Annotated in this window: 22 protein-coding genes; 12 read left to right on the plus strand and 10 right to left on the minus strand. The window is 68.3% G+C overall.

Annotated elements, in window-relative coordinates:
• Nucleotides 1–65: 65 nt before the first annotated feature.
• The 3 genes from glfT1 to wzm are packed head-to-tail and all read right to left on the minus strand — an operon-like array spanning nucleotide 66 to nucleotide 2,749.
• Entirely contained in the window at nucleotides 66–974 is a 909-nt protein-coding gene (gene glfT1, locus CFP71_RS00015) for a galactofuranosyltransferase GlfT1 (RefSeq protein ID WP_093931739.1), read from the minus strand.
• Nucleotides 971–1,801, minus strand: a complete 831-nt coding sequence (gene wzt / locus CFP71_RS00020; RefSeq protein WP_093931740.1) for a galactan export ABC transporter ATP-binding subunit Wzt/RfbE — start codon at nucleotides 1,799–1,801, stop codon at nucleotides 971–973. Before wzt ends, glfT1 begins: the two co-directional genes overlap by 4 nt.
• Before the next feature lie 3 nt (nucleotides 1,802–1,804).
• Nucleotides 1,805–2,749 carry a galactan export ABC transporter permease subunit Wzm/RfbD gene (gene wzm / locus CFP71_RS00025; RefSeq protein WP_167405943.1) on the minus strand — a complete coding sequence of 315 codons (945 nt, stop codon included), beginning with the start codon at nucleotides 2,747–2,749 and terminating at the stop codon, nucleotides 1,805–1,807.
• 144 nt (nucleotides 2,750–2,893) lie between these two features.
• Between wzm and CFP71_RS00030 the strand changes: the two genes are divergently transcribed.
• From CFP71_RS00030 to CFP71_RS00055, 6 genes are read left to right on the plus strand one after another with little or no spacing between them, the layout of a single operon-like run.
• Nucleotides 2,894–3,523 carry a glycosyltransferase family 29 protein gene (locus tag CFP71_RS00030; RefSeq protein ID WP_093931741.1) on the plus strand — a complete coding sequence of 210 codons (630 nt, stop codon included), beginning with the start codon at nucleotides 2,894–2,896 and terminating at the stop codon, nucleotides 3,521–3,523.
• Nucleotides 3,524–3,557: 34 nt separating this feature from the next.
• Nucleotides 3,558–3,992 (plus strand): hypothetical protein, encoded by a 435-nt coding sequence (locus CFP71_RS00035; RefSeq protein WP_093931742.1) that lies wholly within the window; start codon nucleotides 3,558–3,560, stop codon nucleotides 3,990–3,992.
• A complete protein-coding gene (locus tag CFP71_RS00040) occupies nucleotides 3,989–4,507 on the plus strand; it encodes a GNAT family N-acetyltransferase (protein ID WP_093931743.1) in 519 nt (172 codons plus the stop codon). The genes CFP71_RS00035 and CFP71_RS00040 overlap by 4 nt, the downstream gene beginning before the upstream one ends.
• Nucleotides 4,508–4,517: 10 nt before the next feature.
• Nucleotides 4,518–5,573 carry a pseudaminic acid synthase gene (gene pseI, locus CFP71_RS00045; RefSeq protein ID WP_093931744.1) on the plus strand — a complete coding sequence of 352 codons (1,056 nt, stop codon included), beginning with the start codon at nucleotides 4,518–4,520 and terminating at the stop codon, nucleotides 5,571–5,573.
• Between the two features lie 34 nt (nucleotides 5,574–5,607).
• On the plus strand, nucleotides 5,608–6,000 hold the full coding sequence (locus CFP71_RS00050; protein WP_143267001.1) for an SMI1/KNR4 family protein: 393 nt from the start codon (nucleotides 5,608–5,610) through the stop codon (nucleotides 5,998–6,000).
• Nucleotides 6,001–6,042: 42 nt separating this feature from the next.
• Nucleotides 6,043–6,792, plus strand: coding sequence for an SMI1/KNR4 family protein (locus tag CFP71_RS00055; RefSeq protein ID WP_093931746.1), 750 nt, complete (start codon nucleotides 6,043–6,045; stop codon nucleotides 6,790–6,792).
• On the opposite strand, the gene CFP71_RS00060 is transcribed toward CFP71_RS00055, so the two are convergent.
• Nucleotides 6,789–7,922, minus strand: coding sequence for a DegT/DnrJ/EryC1/StrS family aminotransferase (locus CFP71_RS00060; RefSeq protein ID WP_093931747.1), 1,134 nt, complete (start codon nucleotides 7,920–7,922; stop codon nucleotides 6,789–6,791). The genes CFP71_RS00055 and CFP71_RS00060 overlap by 4 nt on opposite strands.
• Nucleotides 7,915–8,898, minus strand: a complete 984-nt coding sequence (pseB, locus tag CFP71_RS00065) for a UDP-N-acetylglucosamine 4,6-dehydratase (inverting) (protein ID WP_093931748.1) — start codon at nucleotides 8,896–8,898, stop codon at nucleotides 7,915–7,917. Before pseB ends, CFP71_RS00060 begins: the two co-directional genes overlap by 8 nt.
• 49 nt (nucleotides 8,899–8,947) lie before the next feature.
• Here pseB and CFP71_RS00070 point away from each other — a divergent pair, with 49 nt between their 5' ends.
• The 3 genes from CFP71_RS00070 to CFP71_RS00080 all read left to right on the plus strand — a co-directional run bounded on the left by CFP71_RS00070 (nucleotide 8,948) and on the right by CFP71_RS00080 (nucleotide 11,140).
• The gene (locus CFP71_RS00070; RefSeq protein ID WP_093931749.1) at nucleotides 8,948–9,694 is read left to right on the plus strand and encodes a cytidylyltransferase domain-containing protein; all 747 of its coding nucleotides are present in this window, start codon (nucleotides 8,948–8,950) and stop codon (nucleotides 9,692–9,694) included.
• Nucleotides 9,691–10,650, plus strand: coding sequence for a spore coat protein (locus CFP71_RS00075; protein ID WP_093931750.1), 960 nt, complete (start codon nucleotides 9,691–9,693; stop codon nucleotides 10,648–10,650). Before CFP71_RS00070 ends, CFP71_RS00075 begins: the two co-directional genes overlap by 4 nt.
• Before the next feature lie 256 nt (nucleotides 10,651–10,906).
• Entirely contained in the window at nucleotides 10,907–11,140 is a 234-nt protein-coding gene (locus tag CFP71_RS00080) for a hypothetical protein (RefSeq protein ID WP_425266585.1), read from the plus strand.
• A gap of 201 nt (nucleotides 11,141–11,341) precedes the next feature.
• On the opposite strand, the gene CFP71_RS00085 is transcribed toward CFP71_RS00080, so the two are convergent.
• On the minus strand, nucleotides 11,342–11,944 hold the full coding sequence (locus tag CFP71_RS00085) for a bacterial proteasome activator family protein (RefSeq protein WP_093931752.1): 603 nt from the start codon (nucleotides 11,942–11,944) through the stop codon (nucleotides 11,342–11,344).
• 135 nt (nucleotides 11,945–12,079) lie between these two features.
• On the opposite strand from CFP71_RS00085, the gene CFP71_RS00090 reads away from it, so the two are divergent.
• Nucleotides 12,080–13,279, plus strand: coding sequence for a cysteine desulfurase-like protein (locus CFP71_RS00090; RefSeq protein ID WP_005149639.1), 1,200 nt, complete (start codon nucleotides 12,080–12,082; stop codon nucleotides 13,277–13,279).
• On the opposite strand, the gene CFP71_RS00095 is transcribed toward CFP71_RS00090, so the two are convergent.
• Nucleotides 13,276–14,253, minus strand: a complete 978-nt coding sequence (locus CFP71_RS00095; RefSeq protein WP_093931753.1) for an NAD(P)H-quinone oxidoreductase — start codon at nucleotides 14,251–14,253, stop codon at nucleotides 13,276–13,278. The two genes, CFP71_RS00090 and CFP71_RS00095, sit on opposite strands and share 4 nt — an antisense overlap.
• A gap of 80 nt (nucleotides 14,254–14,333) precedes the next feature.
• On the opposite strand from CFP71_RS00095, the gene CFP71_RS00100 reads away from it, so the two are divergent.
• Nucleotides 14,334–15,881, plus strand: coding sequence for a M28 family peptidase (locus CFP71_RS00100; protein WP_208635845.1), 1,548 nt, complete (start codon nucleotides 14,334–14,336; stop codon nucleotides 15,879–15,881).
• A gap of 176 nt (nucleotides 15,882–16,057) precedes the next feature.
• Here CFP71_RS00100 and ypfJ read toward each other — a convergent pair whose 3' ends face one another.
• On the minus strand, nucleotides 16,058–16,984 hold the full coding sequence (gene ypfJ, locus CFP71_RS00105; RefSeq protein ID WP_093931755.1) for a KPN_02809 family neutral zinc metallopeptidase: 927 nt from the start codon (nucleotides 16,982–16,984) through the stop codon (nucleotides 16,058–16,060).
• Nucleotides 16,985–17,518: 534 nt separating this feature from the next.
• On the opposite strand from ypfJ, the gene CFP71_RS00110 reads away from it, so the two are divergent.
• Nucleotides 17,519–18,022: a MarR family winged helix-turn-helix transcriptional regulator gene (locus CFP71_RS00110; RefSeq protein ID WP_208635846.1), complete on the plus strand. Its 504-nt coding sequence runs from the start codon at nucleotides 17,519–17,521 to the stop codon at nucleotides 18,020–18,022.
• Here CFP71_RS00110 and CFP71_RS00115 read toward each other — a convergent pair.
• Both CFP71_RS00115 and CFP71_RS00120 read right to left on the minus strand, forming a co-directional pair.
• Nucleotides 18,012–19,166: an RNA polymerase sigma factor gene (locus CFP71_RS00115; protein ID WP_093931756.1), complete on the minus strand. Its 1,155-nt coding sequence runs from the start codon at nucleotides 19,164–19,166 to the stop codon at nucleotides 18,012–18,014. The genes CFP71_RS00110 and CFP71_RS00115 overlap by 11 nt on opposite strands.
• Complete coding sequence (locus CFP71_RS00120; protein ID WP_093931757.1) at nucleotides 19,163–19,570, minus strand: YciI family protein; 408 nt, start codon at nucleotides 19,568–19,570, stop codon at nucleotides 19,163–19,165. Before CFP71_RS00120 ends, CFP71_RS00115 begins: the two co-directional genes overlap by 4 nt.
• Nucleotides 19,571–19,604: the final 34 nt, after the last annotated feature.

Genomic DNA, 19,604 nt, shown 5'->3' on the forward strand with positions numbered 1-19,604 from the left:
GAAAGGCCCCTTCATGGCAAAATTTGCCATGAAGGGGCCTTTCATCTCAAAAGGGGGAGACGGCCTCAGTAGCGGTAGAACTTCTCCTTGCGGCCCTGGCGCACCAGCTTGAGCCACTGCAAGAAAGCCTTCGGATCCCGCTTCACCCCGACGAAGTACAGCCCGAACCGCACCACTTCGAGCGCGCCGATCTTGCGCATTCCCGGCTGCGACAGCAGGTACCCGCGGTTGCGGTAGGTGTAGTAGCGCTTGACCTCGTTCTCCGGGTCCTGCGCGTGGAACCGGCCGCCCAGCATCGGCTTGAACTCGTCCGAGCCGTCCGGGTGCAGGTACGCGGTCTTGAGCGACGTGCCGAACGGCAGCCCCGAACGCACCAGGCGCCGGTGCAGTTCGACCTCGTCGCCGCGGAAGAACAGCCGCAGGTCCGGCACGCCGACGACGTCCAAAGTGGACGCGCGGAACAACGCGCCGTTCATCAGCGAGGCGATACCGGGCAGGAAGTCGACGCCCAGTTCCGACGACGAACGTTTCCAGGTCAGCCCGCGCCGCAACGGGAACGCGAGCTTGTCCGGCGCGTCGATGTTGGACACCACGGGGGAGATCTCGGCCAGATCCCGCTTTTCGGCCTCGTCCAACAGGATCGCGAGGACGTTCTCGTCGGCGGGACGGCCGTCGTCGTCGGCCAGCCAGATCCAGTCCGCGCCCAGCGAGAGCGCGTGCAGCATGCCGAGCGCGAACCCGCCCGCGCCACCGAGGTTGCGGTGCGAAGGCAGGTACGTGAAGGGGAGCGGGTAGCTCTCGACGATGTCCCGCGCCGACTTGTCCGGCCCGTTGTCGACCACGACGAGGTGGTCGACCGGCCGCGTCTGCGCGGCGATCACCTTGAGCGAGTCCGCGAGCAGTTCCCGCCGATGGCGCGTGACGACGACGCCGACGACGGCGCCTTCGGGCAACTGCCGGGTCTCGCTGGTCATCCTTGGCCGCCGTTCGTGAGCGCCACTGCCTCGGGCTCGGGCTCGATGCCGAACCGCTCCAGTGTCTCCTGGCTCATGTTCTCGAACGGGTCGCGCCCCTTGTAGCCGGTGAGCACGTCACGCAGCGAACCGCGCTGTTTGACGTGTCCCTCGTCCATCCAGATCGCGGAATCGCAGAGCTCGAAGAGGAACTCGTCCGAGTGGCTGGCGAACACCAGGATGCCGGACCGCTTCACCAGGTCCTTCAGCCGGTCCTTGGCCTTGTTGAGGAACGCCGCGTCGACCGCGCCGATGCCCTCGTCGAGGATCAGGATCTCCGGGTCGATCGAGGTGACCACACCCAGCGCCAAGCGCACGCGCATACCGGTCGAGTACGTCCGCAGTGGCATCTGCAGGTAGTCGCCGAGTTCGGTGAACTCGGCGATGTCGTCGACGCGGGACTCCATCTGCTTCGCGGTCATCCCGAGGAACAGGCCGCGGATGATGATGTTCTCCATCCCCGAGATCTCCGGGTCCATGCCGATGCCCAGGTCGAAGACCGGTGCGATCTTGCCGGAGATCCTCGCCGAACCTCGGGTGGGCTCGTAGATGCCGGACAGCAGGCGCAGCAGGGTCGACTTCCCGGCACCGTTGTGACCGACGAGGCCGACACGGTCACCTTCGCGGAGCTGGAGACTCACGTCATGCAGGGCCTCGATGATCGGCACCTTGCTCTCGGTGCCGATCTTGCCGCCGACCTTGCCCAGCACCTTCTTTTTCATGGAGCGGGTCTTCGCGTCGAAGATGGGGAAGTCGACGTAGGCGTTGTGCACATCAATGCTGACCATCTGTCACACCCAATAAGAGACGCGGGAACGGTAATTACGCATCGCGACCAGGGCGAGGCCCCAGCCGACGACTGTGATGCCGAGCACCACGTACCAGCTGTTGATGCTGACCGCTTGTCCGATCAGCGGCGCACGCACGATCTGGATGAAGTGGAAGAGCGGGTTGGCGTAGACGAACGGCAAGGCTCCCGAAATGCTGTCACGGGCACCGCCTGCCATCAGCTGGTCGATCGGCCACACGATCGGCGTCATGTAGAAGAGCAGCTGGATGAGCGAGTTGATCACCTGCGGGATGTCGCGGTAGCGAGTCGAGATGATGCCCAGGAGCAGGGTGACCCAGCCGGCGTTCAGTGCGAGCACCAGGATGCCGGGGATCGCGCTCAGTGAGTACCAGCCGATGCCGGGGTGGCACAGGACCTGCCCGACGCATTCGCCGCTCATCGCATACGGCTGGTCCAGGCTGGTGAAGAAGATCGCGACCACGATGACGTAGACGATCAGGTTGTGCGCCAGCATCAGCGTCTGCCGCCACACCGTGCGGAGGACGTACACCGAGAGCGGGGCCGGGAGCTGTTTGATCAGCCCTTCGTTGGAGATGAAGGTCTCCATGCCCTCGGACAGGCAGCCGCTGATGAAGCCCCAGATGATGAAGCCGGTGCTGATGTAGGGCAGGAACGTCGCTGTCGGCAGAGCGAACAACTGTGAATACAGCAGTCCGAGGCCCAGCGCGATGATGCCCTGGCTGATGGTGATCCAGAACGGGCCGATCACCGAGCGGCGATAACGCTGCTTGATGTCCTGCCAGCCGAGGTGTCCCCACAGCTCTTTGGCGGCGAACCCGGTCTTGATGTCGGCGAACGCGCGCGAGAAGGTCTTGCTGTCCGAAATCGGCGGAACCGAGGTCGGCGCAGCACCGTCGGCGGCGTGAACCGTGCTGGTGGCATGCACGGGAACGAGGGTACCGATGGAGCCGATGGTGCCTGGGCCACCCCGCCCGACCACGGAAAGCTACCGACGGCTTCGCACTCGAATGCGGTGCGTGTCCTGGTATTTTCTGCCCTCATGACTGCTGCACTCGGCGACGCGAGCCTGATGGTCAATCTGCTCGCCGCATACGCCGACCGGCCGGAGCCCCGTTCGGTGGCCGTGGTCGGGAACCAGCCGCTTCCGCCGGACTCCCGGCGGGCGAAGGCCATCGACGCCTGCGACCTGGTGATCCGGGTCAACGGCTTCGTCGTGGACGAACCGGGCGGACCCGAAGCCGTCGGCAGCCGGGTGCACGTCGTCGTGTTCAACCGCGCCGTCCGCGCCACCAAGCACGTCTTCCGTGACTACCGCAAACGGCTCTACCTGCTGGTCGAGCCGGGGCGGATGCACTGGGAGCCCGAAGACATCCCGGGCTGGTGGCCCGGTGACCTCGGTTACGTGCCAGTGCCGAACCGCGAGGTCGTCCTGCCGCTCTCGGACGCGCTCGGCCTGCCGAGCCGCGAGGAGGGCCTGTGGTCGACCACCGGGACGCTCGCCGCCTGGATCGCGCGCACGTCTTTCCCGCACGCCAACCTGGTCCTGTCCGGGTTCTCGTTCATCGACGACCCGGCCCAGACCCACTGGGAGCACGCCGCCGGCGACTCCTGCATCGTCGGACCCGAGCACCGGATCGCCGCCGAGGGCAGGCTGCTCGACTCCTGGACGAAGACCGGCGAAACCGAACTCCTGCGCTGAATCGCAGCCAGCTCACCCCGAGAAGGAACCACCCATGGCAGTGCAGAAACTCCGCAGCGGCGTGATCAGCCGGATCGCCAGGCTCATCGACTTCCGGATCGACGAGCGGCTCCGCGACCTCAACGGCCGCGTCAACGACCTCGAACACGCCACCGCGGACCACCGCCGTCGGCTCGACGGCGCCGAGGGAGGCCTCGAGCACGCGCGCGGCGACCTGCGCTGGACCCGCGCCGAGCTGGACCGCCTGATCCCGAGCGTCGCGGCCCAGGAGGCCCAGCTGGAGGACCTGCGCGAGTCGCTGTCGCTGCCGGCGCACGCAGACAAGCCCGAACTGGCCGAGGCGCGCAGCCTGATCCAGGAGATCCAGCGCCAGCACGCCCAGATCCGGGTCCGGCTCGCCGGGATCGCCCGGTACGAGGACCGGCTGCGCCGTCTCGAAGAGACCATCACCGTCCCGGCAGGCGAATGACCGGCCTGCTGGTCGAAGCCGGGGAAGACGATCTCGACCGGATCCGGCGGTGGCGCAACCACCCGTCGGTCCGCCGGGTCAGTTTCACCACGCACGAGATCGGTGCCGAAGAACACCGTCGCTGGTTCGACGCGGTCCGGGCCGACCCGAGCCGTCGCGTGCTCGTCTACCGGCACGGTGGCGTGCCCGCCGGTGTCGTGCTGTTCAGCGACATCGACGTCGAGGCCGGTAGTGCGGAATGGCACTTCTACCTGGACGTCGAGGGGCTCGGCAGGGACACCCTCCCCGCCTGGCTGAAGCTGGAGGGCGCGGCCGTCGACTACGGCTTCGACGTTCTCGGCCTGAACCTGCTGGGTGGCGCGACGCTCGCGGACAACCGGCAGGTCCTGCAACTGCACAAGCGATTCGGCTTCACCGAAACACGCAGGTATGTTCGAGAGGTCGACGGCGAGCCGCGCGAGGTCGTCTGGACCGAATTGCGCGCCGCCGACCGCCGGACCAGGAAGAAGAGGTAGTCCCACCCCGATGACCGCCAGCGAGGTGCGCATCGGCGCACATGTCCTCTCGGCGGCGCACCCGCCGTTCGTGATCGCCGAAATGTCCGGTAACCACAACGGTGATCTCGGCCGGGCGCTGGAGATCGTCGACGCGATCGCCGGAACGGGCGCGCAGGCGGTCAAACTCCAGACCTACCGGCCGGACACGATCACCATCGACGTGGACACGCCGGACTTCCGGATCGGCGACTCACATTCGCTGTGGGGCGGCGAGAACCTCTACAAGCTTTACGAGCGCGCCCACACACCGTGGGAGTGGCACGAGCCGCTGTTCGAGCGTGCCCGCGCCCGCGGTCTCGAGATCTTTTCCAGCCCGTTCGACCCCACCGCCGTCGACCTGCTGGAGTCGCTGGACGCGCCCGCGTACAAGATCGCGTCGTCGGAGATCGTCGACCTGCCGCTGATCGAACTGTGCGCGAAGACCGGCAAACCGCTGATCATCTCGACCGGGATGGCCAGTGTCGCCGAGATCGACGCGGCGGTCCGGACAGCGCGCGAGGCTGGCAACGAGCAGATCGTCGTGCTCGGCTGCACGGCCAGCTACCCGGCGTCGCCCGCCGAGAGCAACCTGCGTGGCCTGCCCGTCCTGGCGGGCGTGACCGGGACACTCGTCGGCCTGTCCGACCACACGCCCGGCATCGGCGCCCCGCTCGCCGCCGTCGCGCTCGGCGCCGTCGCCATCGAAAAGCACGTGACGCTGGCCAGGAACGACGGCGGCGTCGACTCGGAATTCTCGCTGGAGCCCGCCGAACTGGCCGCGTTGGTGACCGAGTCACATCGCGCGTGGGAGGCGCTGGGCGCCGCGGTGATCGGGCCGCGTGCGAGCGAGAAGGAAGGCCTGCGGTTCCGGCGCTCCCTTTACGTCGTCGAGGACGTGCGCGCCGGGGACACGGTGACGCGGGAGAACGTCCGGTCGATCCGGCCCGCCGGCGGTCTGGCGCCCGCCGAGATCGTGAACGTGCTCGGCCGCACGTTCGCCTCCGACGTCCCGAAGGGCACCGCGCTCACCTGGGGACTGATCTAACGGAATTGTCGGGGTGGGCCGGCACCATCGCGCGGTGACCATCTCGTTCGCCGAACTGCTCGGCCCACCGCCTCCCGATCCGATCCCCGTCGACTGGCCCGGTGTCGAAGCCTGGCTTGGGCTGCGCCTGCCGAGTTCCTACAAGGCCTTGGTCGACGTCTATGGCCCGGTGTTCGTCGGCGGGCGTCTCTGGCTGAAAGCTCCCGTCGCCCGTGACGATCGCTTCGACTACGCGGGCGAACTCGCTCACTCGCACAAGCTCTGCGGCGCGCTGTCGATGGATCTTCCCATCGACGACAGGCCCAGATTCCATCCGAAGCCGGGTGGTCTGCTCGTCTGGGGAAGCACCACTTTCTCGGAGCATTTGTTCTGGGATACCGGCGCTTCGGACGATCCCGAGCACTGGCCGGTCGTGGTCTTCGGGTAGAGAGCGCTCGAGCGGGGAAAGAACCCTTGGTTCGACTTGGAAATGCCCTTCGAGGAGGCGCTGATCGCCATCGTCCGGACCGGAGTCCGGCTCTCCGATGCCACCTTGGGGCCATTGGCGCCGACGGTCGAACGGCGCTCCGACTATCTGAAGGCCCGTTCCTGGGCCGTGCCACCACCTCCTGGACCGAAGCCCGCTCCGGATCCGCGAAGGCTCGCCGCGTTCACCCAAGGGACCGGGTTGGACGCCTTGTGTGAGTTGGTTCCTCCTCCGGAGGCGCCCTACCTCGGCGAGGGTTCGTGGGACGAACTCTTCGAGCGGCTGGGCACGCGGTTGCCCACCGAGTTCGTCGCCTTGATGGAGCGATACGGCTACGGACTTTTCGCCGATTGGCTCCACTTTCCAGCGCCTCTTCGCTCGGACCATCGTGGATTGGCCAAGGCGGTGGAGGAGTCGTTGTACAACTATCGCGACCTTCGTGACGACTTCCCCGACTATCAGCCGCTCGCGGTGTGGCCGGAACCTGGCGGGTTCCTTCCCGTCGTCGACACCCAGGGTGGTGACGAAATCGGGTGGCTCACGATCGGCGAGCCGGACGAGTGGCCGGTCATCGTCTACCCACGCCACAACGACCAAGGGCCGCCACTCGACGGACGGCTCACCGATCTCATCCTCGAGTGGCTTCGCGGGAACTTCACCACGGACGGCTTCGTCAGGCTGTTCGTGGATGAAGACGATCCCTTCGAAACGATTCGTTTCGAAGGGATGAGCCCCGCCCCCGAGCAGGTCTAGCCGAAGAAGCCGTGGACCTCGTCGATGACGCGGTCCGCGTCGGCGTCGGTCAACGCCGGGAACAGCGGCAGCGAAATTTCCTGGCTGTAGTACAGCTCCGCGTTCGGGCACATCCCGCGCTGGTACCCGAGGTCCTCGAACACCGGGTGCCAGTACGCGGGAATGTAGTTGACCTGCACGCCGATTCCCTTGGCGCGCAGGTGATCGAACAGCGCGCGGCGACGTCCTTCGAGGACTCGAAGCGGGTACAGGTGCCAAACCGGGTCCGCGCCGTCGCGTACGGCGGGAGTCAGTATGCCGTCCAAAGAGGACAGTGCGGCGGTGTAACGAGCGTGGATCTCCGCGCGCCGCTTCTTGAACTCGGCGAGTCGACGGAGCTGGCTGCTTCCCAAGGCGCACAACACATCCGGCAGCCGGTAGTTGAGGCCGAACCCGTGCACTTCCTGGTGCCACGCGCCTTCGTCCGGATACCGCTGCGCGGCTTTGTCCCGCACCAGTCCGTGGTTGCGGAAATCTCGAGCCCGCGCCAGCAGCTCGTCCGAACCGGCGACCACCGCGCCACCTTCGGCCGTGGTGAGGTTCTTGGTGGGGAAGAAGGAGAACGTGGTGAGGTCGGCGAGTGAGCCGACCGGCCTGCCCTGCCAGCTTCCGCCGACGGAATGCGCCGCGTCCTCCAGGAGCAGCGCGCCGTTGTCGCGCGCGATACGGCCGAGTTCGTCCAGCTCCGCCGGGTGACCGGCGTAGTCCACGGCCGCGACGACCTTGGTCCGCGGCGTGACGGCCGCCGAAGCCGCCGCCGGATCGAGGTTGCCGGTGTCCGCTTCGACGTCGGCGAAAACGACCTTGCCGCCGAGCAGCGCGGCCGTCGCGGCGGTGGCGACGAACGTCATCGGCGAGGTGACGACCTCGTCCCCGGGGCCGATCCCGGCTGCCGCGTACGCGACGTGCAGCGCGGCCGTGCCCGAGGTGACGGCTACCGCGGGCGTGCCGCCGGTGTGCTCGGCGAGGTCGGACTCGAAGCGCGTGACGGCGGGACCGGTCGTCAGCCAGTCGCCGCGCAGCACCTCGGTGACCGCGGCGATGTCGTCGTCCGAAACCGACTGGCGGCCGTAGGGGAGGAAGTCAGCCATACTGCTCGACCAGGCTGCGCAGCTCGTCCGCGTCGAGCCACAGGTCGTTGGTGTCCGAGCGGTACGCGAAGTTCTCCGGCACGGCTTCGCCGTCCGACGGCGGTTCGTAGCCCCAGCCCGCGATATGCGGTTGGACGACGTACCGGTCGCTCAAGCGCACGGTCCGGCGGGCGTCGTCGGGGGCGATCATCTCTTCGTGCAGCTTCTCTCCGGGCCGGATGCCGACCTCGTGCATCGGCGAACCGGGCGCGATGGCCTGCGCGAGCTCCACCAGCCGCATGCTGGGGATCCGCGGCACGTAGAGCTCGCCGCCGTTCATCTGGTCGAAGGAGTCGACCACGAACTGCACGGCCTGCGGGAGCGTGATCCAGAAGCGGGTCATCTCCTTGTGCGTGATCGGCAGTGACTCACCCTTGGCCGCGAGCGCGCGGAAGAACGGGATCACGCTGCCGCGCGAGCCCATCACGTTGCCGTAGCGGACCACGGAGAACCTGGTCGGATGTGTCGCGGCGTAGTGGTTCGCGCTGATGAACATCCGGTCGGCGCACAGTTTCGTGGCGCCGTAGAGGTTGATCGGGCTGGACGCCTTGTCCGTGGAAAGCGCGACGACCTTCTTCACACCCGTGTCGATCGCGGCCTCGATGACGTTCTGCGAACCGACGACGTTGGTCTGCACGAATTCGAACGGGTTGTACTCGCCCGTGTCGACCTGTTTGAGGGCGGCGGCGTGCACCACGTAGTCGACGCCGTGCATCGCGCGCTCGAGGCGGCGGCGGTCCCGGATGTCGCCGATGAACCAGCGCAGCCTCGGGTCGTCGCCGAACTGCTGGCGCGCTTCGTACTGCTTGAGCTCGTCGCGGGAGAGCACGACCAACCGTCGCGGGTTCAGCTCGGCCAGGGCGTAGGTGATGAACGCCTTGCCGAACGAACCGGTCCCGCCGGTGAGCAGGATGCTGGAGCCATCCAGCTCGGACATCGTTGACCTCCGCGTTTCGGTGCTACTGCCGCAGGACATCATGTCACCCATGGATCCAGACCCCGGGGCCCACGTGGTCAACGCCGTCATCCAGGCACGCGCGTCGTCGACCCGGCTGCCTGGCAAGGTGCTCCGCCCGCTGGCCGGCCGGAGTGTGCTCGGCTGGGTCGTCCGCGCCGCCGCGAGTTCGCCCGGAATCGACAACGTCGTGGTCGCGACCTCGACCGAGGCCGATGACGACGCGGTGGCGGAGGAGGCCGCCCGGCACGGCGCCCTGGTCGCCAGGGGGCCGCTCGACGACGTCCTGGCGCGCTTCGCGGTGGCCGTCGAGTCGTACCCGGCCGACGCCGTGGTGCGGCTCACCGCCGACTGCCCGCTGCTGGACCCGGAGCTGATCGGGCAGCTCGTCACGCTGTGGCGGGCGACGCCGTCGCTGGACTACCTGAGCACGACCCTCGTGCGCACGCTGCCCCGAGGCTTCGACGCGGAACTCGTGCGCGCGGAAGTGCTGGCTGAGCAGGTCGAGACCGCCCGCGGCGCCGACCGGGAACACGTCACTTCGGGTATCTACTCGCGGCCGGAGACGTACTCGTGCTCCGGTGTCGTGGTCAGCCCACCCGCCGACGACCTCCGCGTGACCCTGGACACCGTCGAAGACTGGTCGGTCATCGAAGGCGTCGTGGCGGAACTGGGGGATCGCGTCGGAGACTGGCGTGAGGTGGCCGCGGTGCTGCGCTCTCGGCCCGAGCTCGCGACGCTCAATCGGCACGTCGAACAGAAGAAGGTGGCCCGGTGACGAGGCTGGTGCTGCGGGCCGATGCCTCCGGGACGATCGGCGCGGGCCACGTCTCGCGCATGGTCGCCTACGCCGAACGCGCGGTCGCGCGGGGCTGGGAGGTCGTTTTTTCGGGCCGGGTGGACAACGCCGAATGGCTGGCCGCGCGGTTCGGCGAGCTGGCCGTGCCGGTGGTGCCGTCCGCGCCGTTCGACGGTTTCGACGTGGTGGTCGTCGATCACTACGGCCTCGGTGAGCTGCGCGAAGAAGTGAATCGCGCGGGAGCGCTGCTGGTGTCCGTCGAGGACGACGTGTTCGGCAGGCGCGCGGCGGACCTCGTCGTCGACTGTGGTTTCGCACCCGCGCCGCGGCCCGACGACGGCTCCGGCGAGTTGCTCAGGGGCGTGGCCTACGCGCCGATGCGAGACGTCGTCCGGGCCGCGCGCGAAAAGCGCCACGGCCGCGAAGAGGCCGTGCGGCCGCACGTGACCGTGGTGCTCGGCGGCGGGACCGAATGGGCGAGCACGGTCAGCGCGCTGCTGTACGCGTTGCGCGACACGGGGCTGCCGTTCGTCGCCGACGTGCTCGTGCGCGGCGAACCTGTCGTACCTGAAGCGCTGCCCGGGCAGGAGTTCCGTGTTCAGCCGCCTGGCCCCGGCCTGCTCGACCTGCTGGTGGAGACGGACGTAGCGGTGAGCGCGGCCGGGGTCACGCTGCTGGAGCTGTGCTGTCTCGGTGTGCCTACGGGCGTAGTGAAGCTGGTCGACAATCAGGAGACGGGCTACCGGGGCGCGCTGGGCCTCGGGCTCGCGGCTGGGCTGGGGAGCGCGGCGGCTCTGGACGACGACGTCGTCGAGACGCTGCGGACGTTGTTGAGCGACGCGGAGACGCGGCGTCGGTTCTCGGAGACGGCGTCGTCCGTCGTGGACGGCCGGGGTGTGGACCGCGTGCTGGACGCCATCGAGAGGCTTGGCTGACGCCATGGACATCAGTGCGGGTTTCGGCTCGAACTTCTGGCGGAGGTCGCCGAGGGAAGGAGCATCTTCGAGATCCGTCCCTTGCTGGCAGCGGAGCTCGAACGGGGCGTCTCACGGGAGAATCTGTATCAGGAGCTGCTCGAAGACGTCGCGGATCTGATGTCGGATTGGGTTCCGCCTGAACATCGCCTGTAGCGGCGGACGGTAGAGGTGTGGACCGCGTGGAAAACGCTCGTCGCGAAGGGACGCCATGACTGTGAGCAAGGACTTCCGAGAGCGGCTGATGGAGATCATCGCGGAAAAGCACTACGACAAGTGCCGTCCGCTGCTCATCGAGGAACTCGAGCGGACTCCTCATGAGGAGCTGTATCAAGAGCTCCTTGACCTCATGAAGTCCCTCCGCGACGAGGGACGAGACCACGATGAAGAAGACGTTGCCGAGGTCGCCGAGCTGATGACGGAATGGGCTCACCCGGAGTACCGGGTTTGACTCCTTTTCGGACTCGCGGCACGGCGAACTCGTCTTCGCGGATCTACGCCGCACCCGCTCCTGCCTGGGGCGCCGAGCCGCCGAAGTCCACTGTGCCCACCGGGGTGCCGTGTTCCGGGCAGGGGGCGGATGTCATGAAAGGGTCGTTCAGGACGAAAAACGTCCTGAACGACCCTTTCATGACACTCGGGATAGCGCGTGTCAGAGGTACTGGCCCGGCCCGTGAGCGTCGCCGCCCGCACCGTGGCCGCCCAACGCGCCACCAGCGGAAGGACCGGCCGGGAGCCCCCGCCGCATCTGCTCCAGCTGCACCCGCGCGGCCATCTGCTGCGCGAACAACGCGGTCTGGATGCCGCTGAACAGCCCTTCCAGCCAGCCGACCAGCTGGGCCTGCGCGATCCGCAGCTCGGCATCGGACGGCGTCGAGTTCTCGGTGAACGGCCGCACCAGCCGCTCCAGCTCGTTCTGGAGCTCCGGTGCCAGCGCCTGCTCCAGCTCCCGGATCGAGGTCTGGTGGATCTCGCGCACGCGCGTGCGGCTGGCGTCGTCCAGCGGCGCGGCGCGGACCTCCTCCAGCAGCTGCTTGATCATCGTGCCGATCCGCATCACCTTGGCGGGCTCTTCGACGAGGTCGCCGAGCGATTCCTCCTGCGCCCCCTCGCCGGAGTCGGAACCGGAGGCGAGCCGGGCGGTGCCGACCGGGACGCCGTCGGGCCCGACGACCACCACGTGGGGTGAGGAGTCCCCGCCGCCGTCACCGGGGGTGTTCGATTCGCGGGAAACTGGGTCGGTCATGTGCTCCATCCTGGCCTACGTCGGGCACGAAGCGCAGTGTGGTTTTCGGCGCCGTCTCCGAGCGTAGCGGGAATCGTCGCACCGCGTGGTCGGCTGGCCAACCCCGGGTAAAGCGCCAAACCGCACGTCCGTACGGTGTCCCCCATGGCGTTCGACGTCGCTCGTATCCGTGGGTTGTTTCCCGCGCTGGGTGACGGCTGGATTCACTTCGACGGCGCCGCCGGAATGCTCGTACCTGAACAGGTCGCTTCGGCCGTATCCACGGCCATGCGCGCTCCGGTGTCCGGGCCGGGTGGAGCGTTTCCGGCCTCCCAGCGTGCGGAAAGCATTGTCACGGCCGCTCGCCGGGCGGTCGCCGACCTGGTCGGCGCCGACCCGGCCGGAGTCGTGCTCGGACCCAACGCGCCCGACCTCATCCGCCGTCTCGTCGACGCGATGGCCGACCGCTGGACGATCGGCGACGAGGTCGTCGTGTCCAGGTTGGACGAAGAGGCCAACCTCGCGCCGTGGCGCCGCGCCGCGAAACGCGTCGGCGCGGTCGTGCGCTGGGGCGAGATCGACATCGAGACCTGCGAGCTGCCCGCCTGGCAGTACGAGAACCTCGTCTCCGCGCGCACCAAGGCCGTCGCGGTCACGCTCGCGTCCGGTTCGGTCGGCACTCGGCCCGACGTCCCGACGGTGATCGAGTTCGCCAAACGCGTCGGCGCGCTGGTCGTCGTCGACGCGACGTACGCGGCGCCGTTCGTGCCGCTGGACCTCAACGCGCTCGGCGCTGACGTGATGGTGGTTTCGGCGCAGGCCTGGGGCGGGCCGTCGGTGGGGGCGCTGGTCTTCCGCGATCCCGAACTACTCGAACGCCTGCCGTCGGTCTCGCTCGACCCGGCCGCGCGCGGCCCGGCCCGGATGGAACTGGGCCCGCACGCGTACCCGCTGCTCGCCGGGCTGATCGCGTCGATCGACTATCTGGCCGGTTTGGACGACGCGGCGATCGGCTCGCGGCGCGAGAAGCTGGTGACGTCGCTGGGCTCGGCGAAGTCGTACCACGCGGGACTGCTGGCGCAACTGTCCACGGAGCTGCGTTCGCTGCGGCACGTGATGGTCATCGGCGACGCCATGCGCCGGATCCCCGCGCTGGCCTTCGCCGTCGCGGGCAAGAAGTCGCCCGAGGTCGCGGAGTATCTCGCGTCCCAGGGGCTTTGCGCCTTCGCCGACGACGGCACGAGCGGGGTCTTCGGCTCGCTCGGCGCCGCCGAAGTCGGCGGCGCCGTCCGCATCGGACTCGCGCATTACTCGAACGTCTTCGAGGTCAATCAGCTCGTCCGGGTGCTGGAAGAGATCCGCTAGCCCTTGGCGGCGAGGAGAACCTTGCCGAAGACCGTGCCTTCCTCCAGCGCGCGGTGCGCCGAAGCGGCCTCGGCCATCGCGACGACCTGACCGACGATCGGCTTGACCGAACCCTGCTCGACCAACGGCCACAGCCGCTCGCGGACGTCGGCGACGATCGCCGCCTTCTGGTCCAGCGGCCGCGACCGCAGGCCGGCGCCGAACACGCTCGCGCGTTTGCCCATCAGCTTGCCGAGGTTGAGCTCGCCCTTGACCCCGCCCATCATGCCGATGACCACGAGCCTGCCGTCCATGGCCAGCGCGTCGATGTTGCGATCGAGGTACTTGGCGCCGATGTTGTCGAGGACGACGTTCGCGCCGCCGGTCTCGGCGCGCAGGACCTCGACGAAGTCCTGCTTCTTGTAGTTGATCGCGAGGTCGGCGCCGAGCTGGCGGCAGCTCTCCAGCCGCTCGTCCGAACCCGCGGTCACCGCCACCGTCGCGCCGAGCGCCTTGGCGACCTGGATCGCGTGCGTGCCGATCCCGCCGGCGCCACCGTGGACGAGCAGGACCTCACCCTCGGACAGACCGGCGTGCATGACGACATTCGCCCAAACCGTGCACGCGACTTCGGGCAGTCCGGCGGCCGCGAGCAATTCGACTTCGGCGGGCAGCGGAAGCAGTTGTCTGGCCGGGACGGCGACCTTTTCCCCGTAGCCGCCACCGGCGAGCAAAGCACAAACCTCGTCGCCGATTCGCCATCCTTCGACGCCTTCGCCGATTTCGGCGATCGTGCCCGAACATTCGAGCCCGAGAATGTCGCTCGCACCCGGCGGAGGCGGATAGTTTCCCTGGCGTTGCAGCAGGTCAGCCCGGTTGACCGCACTCGCGGCGACCTCGATGACGACTTCGCCTTCACCCGCCACCGGATCCGGGACCTCGGTCCATTCGAGAACATCGGGATCGCCGGGCTCACGGATGGTGATCGCGTACATACAGGCGACCCTATAACGGTGAAGGTAAGTCCGCCGAACGTCGGTTGACCTATGACGTAAACCACACAAAGGTGACGCCCATGTCATATTCGCGAAGAAGCATTGTTCCCTCGATCGTGGTGATGGCCACCGCCGCGCTCACGGTCGGAATGGCTCCCGCTGCGACGGCCGCGCCGAAGCTCGACGGCCCCGCTCTGGCCAAGCAGCTCGTCAACAAGGTCGACGTGAACAACGTCAACCGGCACCTGATCGCGTTGCAGCGGATCTCGGACGCCAACGGTGGCCGCCGCGCCGCCAGCACCGAGGGCCACAAGAAGTCCGCCGAGTACGTCGCCACGAAGCTGGAGCAGGCGGGCTTCACGGTCACGCGCCAGGAGTTCCCGTTCACCTACGCGGAGACTCTCGCGGAGAAGCTGACGGTCGCGGGCGCCGACGTCCCGATCATCATCATGTCCTACAGCCCGTCGACGCCCGCCGGGGGAATCACCGCCCCGCTCGCGGTGGTCCCGGTCGACGACACCAGCGGCTGCGAGGCCGCCGACTACGCCGGTGGGGTCACCGGCAAGATCGCGCTGATCCAGCGCGGTGGCTGCTCCTTCGCGCAGAAGCAGGCGACCGCCGCCGCGGCGGGCGCCGTGGGCGCGATCGTCTACAACAACGTCCCGGGCCCGGTCAACGGCACCCTGGGCGACCCGGCCGCGGGCAAGATCCCGACCGGTGGCATCACCCAGGCCGACGGCCAGGCGCTCGCCGGCAAGGCCGGCGCTTCGGTCACCCTCGACCTGCGTGCCTTCCAGGAGGCGCGCACCAGCTACAACGTCATCGCCGAGACCAAGACCGGTCGCAAGGACAACGTCGTGATGCTCGGCTCGCACCTCGACAGCGTCACCGAGGGCCCCGGCATCAACGACAACGGCTCCGGTTCGGCCGCGCTGCTGGAGACCGCGCTCCAGCTGGGCAGCAAGCCCAAGGCCAACAACGCCGTCCGCTTCGGCTGGTGGAGCGCCGAGGAGTTCGGGCTCGTCGGCTCGACGTACTACGTCAACTCGCTGAGCTTCGAGCAGCAGCTCGACATCGCGCTCTACTACAACTACGACATGATCGGCTCGCCGAACGCGGCGTACTTCGCCTACGACGGCGACAACTCCGACGGTGAAGGCGCGGGCGCCGGCCCGTACGGTTCCGCGCAGCTCGAGAAGACCCTCGTCGACTACCTCCAGGACGGCAAGGGTGTCCCGGTCGAGGGCACGGACTTCACCGGTCGTTCCGACTACGGCCAGTTCATCGCGGTCGGCATCCCGGCCGGTGGCCTGTTCACCGGCGCCGAAGGCGTGAAGACCGCGGCTCAGGCCGCCAAGTGGGGCGGTAGCGCCAACGTTCCTTACGACAAGTGCTACCACCAGGCCTGCGACAACCTCGGCAACATCGACCGCGTCGCGCTCGAACGCAACTCCGACGCCGTCGCCTGGGCGCTGGGCGTGTACGCGACCAGCACCGAGAACATCAACGGTGTCCCGGGTGGCAAGGCCGCGAAGGCCAAGGCCGTTCGCGCGGCTGAGCGGTCCAAGCAGAAGAGCATGAAGGCGTCCATCCACGCTGACGACCACCACGGCGCTGTCGCCGCGTAATTCAGTTCCAAGTACATGAAGGCCCCCTTCCTTGCGCTAGACGCAAGGAAGGGGGCCTTCATGTACTCCGGGGAGGGCGGCGGCGAGTCACGTGTTCAAGCACGCGAGTTACGTCTTGAAGCACGCGAGTTACGCCTTCGCCCCCGGCGAGCGGGCCCACGCGGTACCGGAGCGGCTCAGCCCAGGCTGTTGGTCGCGAAGGTGTCGCACCGCGCGGGCTGGCCGGTCTGGAAGCCGGTGGTGAACCACTTCTTCCGCTGCGCCGAAGTGCCGTGGCTGAACTTCGACTCGTCGACCCGGCCCCCGCCGAGCTTGGACTGGATGTAGTCGTCACCGATCCGCGAAGCGGTGTCCAGCGCGGAATCGACGTCCTGCTGGCTGACCTCGCTGAGCAGCGGCCGCCCGGTTTCGGTCGGCGTGGTCGTCGCGTGGTTCGCCCAGACCCCGGCGTAGCAGTCGGCCTGCAGTTCGAGCCGCACCGAACCCGACGTCGGCCCGCTCCCGGTGCCCTTTTTGGACACTCCGGTGAGGTTCTGCACGTGGTGCCCGTATTCGTGGGCCAGCACGTACGCCTCCGCGAACGGCCCGCCCTCCGCGCCGAACTTCGTGCGGAGTTCGTTGAAGAACCCGAGATCGATGTAAACGTTGGAGTCGCCGGGGCAGTAGAACGGCCCGACGTCCGAAGTCGCGCTGCCGCAGCCCGTGTTCACGCCGCCGTTGAAGAACTTGGTGACCGACTTGCGATAGGTCGACCCGGACCGCTGGAATTCCTGGCCCCAGTAGTCCTGGATCGAGTTGATGATCGCGACGATCGCGCAGTCGTGCTTCCGGTTCGCGTCGGCGCCGGTCTTGCACTCCTGTGCCAGCGAGGTGTTGTCCACCTGCTGCCCGGAGCCCACGCCGCCGAGGCTGCCGATCCCGCCCGCGGACGGGCCCAGGCTCACGCCGCCGAACTGGGAGATGAGGAAATAGATGACGAGTCCGACCACGCCGAGCCCGCCGCCGCCGAGTGCCACCCGGCCGCCGATACCGCCACCGCCACCGCCACCTCGCAGGTCCTCGACTTCGGAGGTGTCCAGGCCCGCGCCTTCGTCGAATCGCACGGGGGAAGCGTAGCCGGAAGGACCCGTATATGCCTGGGTGCGGCCACGCAGAGCGGCCGCACCCAGGTCTACCGAGGTTGTCTTTTGATCGCCGGTTGGCCGCGATCACCGGGCCGGCGCCGGGCGCTGCCGAGGCGGTCGAAGAGGCCGCGAACCCGAAACAGGCCGGAGTGACGCCGAATGCGCGAGAATGGTCGAGCGCATCTGAGATGCCCGCGCTCGTCGCTGTTCACAGTCGCGACCGACCCGGTTCCTTCCGTTCCGATCGCGGGGACACAGCAGGCGGTCAACCGCGAGAATCACCCGCCATACCACCACCTGACCTTTCCCGGCTGGGAGCAGGTCCGGCGACCTTCCGAGGAGTTCGCCCGATACTTGCCCGAACCATCCGCTGACAAGCAGCTTGCGCCTTTTCTCGCCGAGTCTCAACCTTTTCGTAACCCTCCTTCGGGCGAATGTTCCCGCGGATTTTTCAGGGCCGAAAAGTGACCGGTGGGTATGCGCCTTGTGCGATCAACGCTCTACCCTGCGTGGATGGCGGTGGAGCAGAAGGAAGTGCGCTGGCTGTCCGAGTCCGAGATGATCGCTTGGCGCTCGTACATCGTCGCCACCATGCGGCTTCGACAACGCCTGCACCGTGAGCTCTCCGAGCGGCACGACGTCACGCTCGCCGACTACGAGGTCCTGGTCTGCCTTTCGATCCAGCCCGACAACCGGATGCGGATGACGGAGCTGGCGATCATGCTCGGCTCGACCAAGAGCAGGCTTTCGCACCAGATGGTCCGGCTGGAGGCCGAGGGCATCATCCGCCGCACCCGCGACCCGGCGGACAAACGCGGTGTCGTCGCCGAGCTGACCGGACGCGGCGTGGAACTGCTGGAGGGCGCGGCGCCGACGCATGTCGAAGGCGTCCGCGAGCACCTGATCGACCTGTTGAGCCCCGAAGAGCAGCGGGTGCTGGGGCTGGCTTTCGGGCGGGTGCTGGAGCACCTGTCGGAGATCGACGGGCTCCCGCGCCTGCCGCCGGTCACTTCCTGAGGGCGTTGATCCGCGCGGCCTGACGCGTCAGGTGGGCGCGTTCGGCCAGGTCGGCCGCCTTCCCGGCGGCTTCGACGTAAAGCCGTGCCGCAGTCACCAGGTCGCCGTCGCGTTCGTGGAGGTACGCCGCCACCGCCGCGTACCGGGGCAGCGAATCGTCCAGTTCGGCGAGCGCGGCCAGCCCCGCGCGCGGTCCGTCCGCCTCGCCGACGGCCACCGCGCGGTTCAGCCGCACGATCGGGCTGCCGGTCAGGCGCGCGAGTTCGTCGTACCACTCGACGATCTGCACCCAGTCGGTTTCCTCGGCCGCGGGCGCGTCGGCGTGGAGCGCCGCGATGGCGGCCTGTGCCTGGAACTCGCCCAGGCTGTCGCGGGCCAGCGCCGCTTGGAGGATGTCGACGCCCTCGGCGATCAGGCGCGTGTCCCATGCGCCGCGGTCCTGTTCGGCGAGCGGCACGAGTTCGCCGCCGGGCGCCGTCCGGGCGGCGCGCCGGGCGTGGTGGAGCAGCATGAGCGCGAGCAGGCCCGCGACCTCGGGATGGTCGATAGCGGCCGCGAGCCGCCGGGTGAGCCGGATGGCTTCGGCGGCGAGGTCGACGTCGCCGGAGTAGCCCTCGTTGAAGACCAGGTAGAGCACGCGGAGCACGGTGGCGACGTCGCCCGCCTGGTCGAAGCGCACGCCGGACACGGTGCGCTTGGCCCGGCTGATGCGCTGCGCCATGGTCGCCTCGGGCACCAGATACGCCTGGGCGATCTGGCGGGTGGTCAGCCCGCCGACGGCGCGCAGGGTGAGCGCGACCGCCGAAGACGGCGTCAGGGAAGGATGCGCGCACAGGAAGTAGAGCTGCAACGTGTCGTCCACCGCGGGGGCGGGCCCCGGCTCCGGCTCGTCGTCCACGACGTCCTCGCGACGGCGCCGGGCGGCGTCCGACCGGGCCATGTCGAGGAACTTGCGCCAGGCGACGGTGACGAGCCAGCCCTTCGGGTCCTTCGGCCGGTCGCCGGGCCAGACGCGGACGGCCTCGATCAGCGCTTCCTGCACGGCGTCCTCGGCCGACGCGAAATCGGCTCCGCGGCGGACGAGGATCCCGAGGACGTCCGGGGTGAGGCTCCGCAGCAGCGCCTCGTCGAACTCGGCGTTCACTCCGTGATGATCAGCTGTTCGCTGAACAGCGGACGCAGTTCGAGCCATTCGTGGATGGGCTTCCCGCCCGCCCCCGGAGCGGCCGACAACTCGCCCGCCAGTTCCAGCGCCCGTTCGTAGCTGTCGACGTCGATCATCATCCAGCCGGCGATGAGGTCCTTGGTCTCGGCGAAAGGACCGTCGGTGACAGGCGGTTTGCCCTCGCCGTCGTACCGGACGAAGGTGCCTTCGGGGGCGAGAGCCTGCTCGCCGACGAACTCGCCGGTCTCGACGAGCCGGTTCGCGAAGTCTCTCATGTACTGCATGTGCGCCGTGATCTCCTCCGGCGCCCATTGGTCCATTGGGATGTCGTTCACCGCCGCCGGAGCGCCGCGGTAGTGCTTGAGCAGCAAGTACTTGGGCATGGCGGAAGAGTATGGCAGTCTGCCGGTTTTTCTG

This window comes from Amycolatopsis thailandensis, from assembly GCF_002234405.1.
Taxonomy (GTDB): Bacteria; Actinomycetota; Actinomycetes; order Mycobacteriales; family Pseudonocardiaceae; genus Amycolatopsis; species Amycolatopsis thailandensis.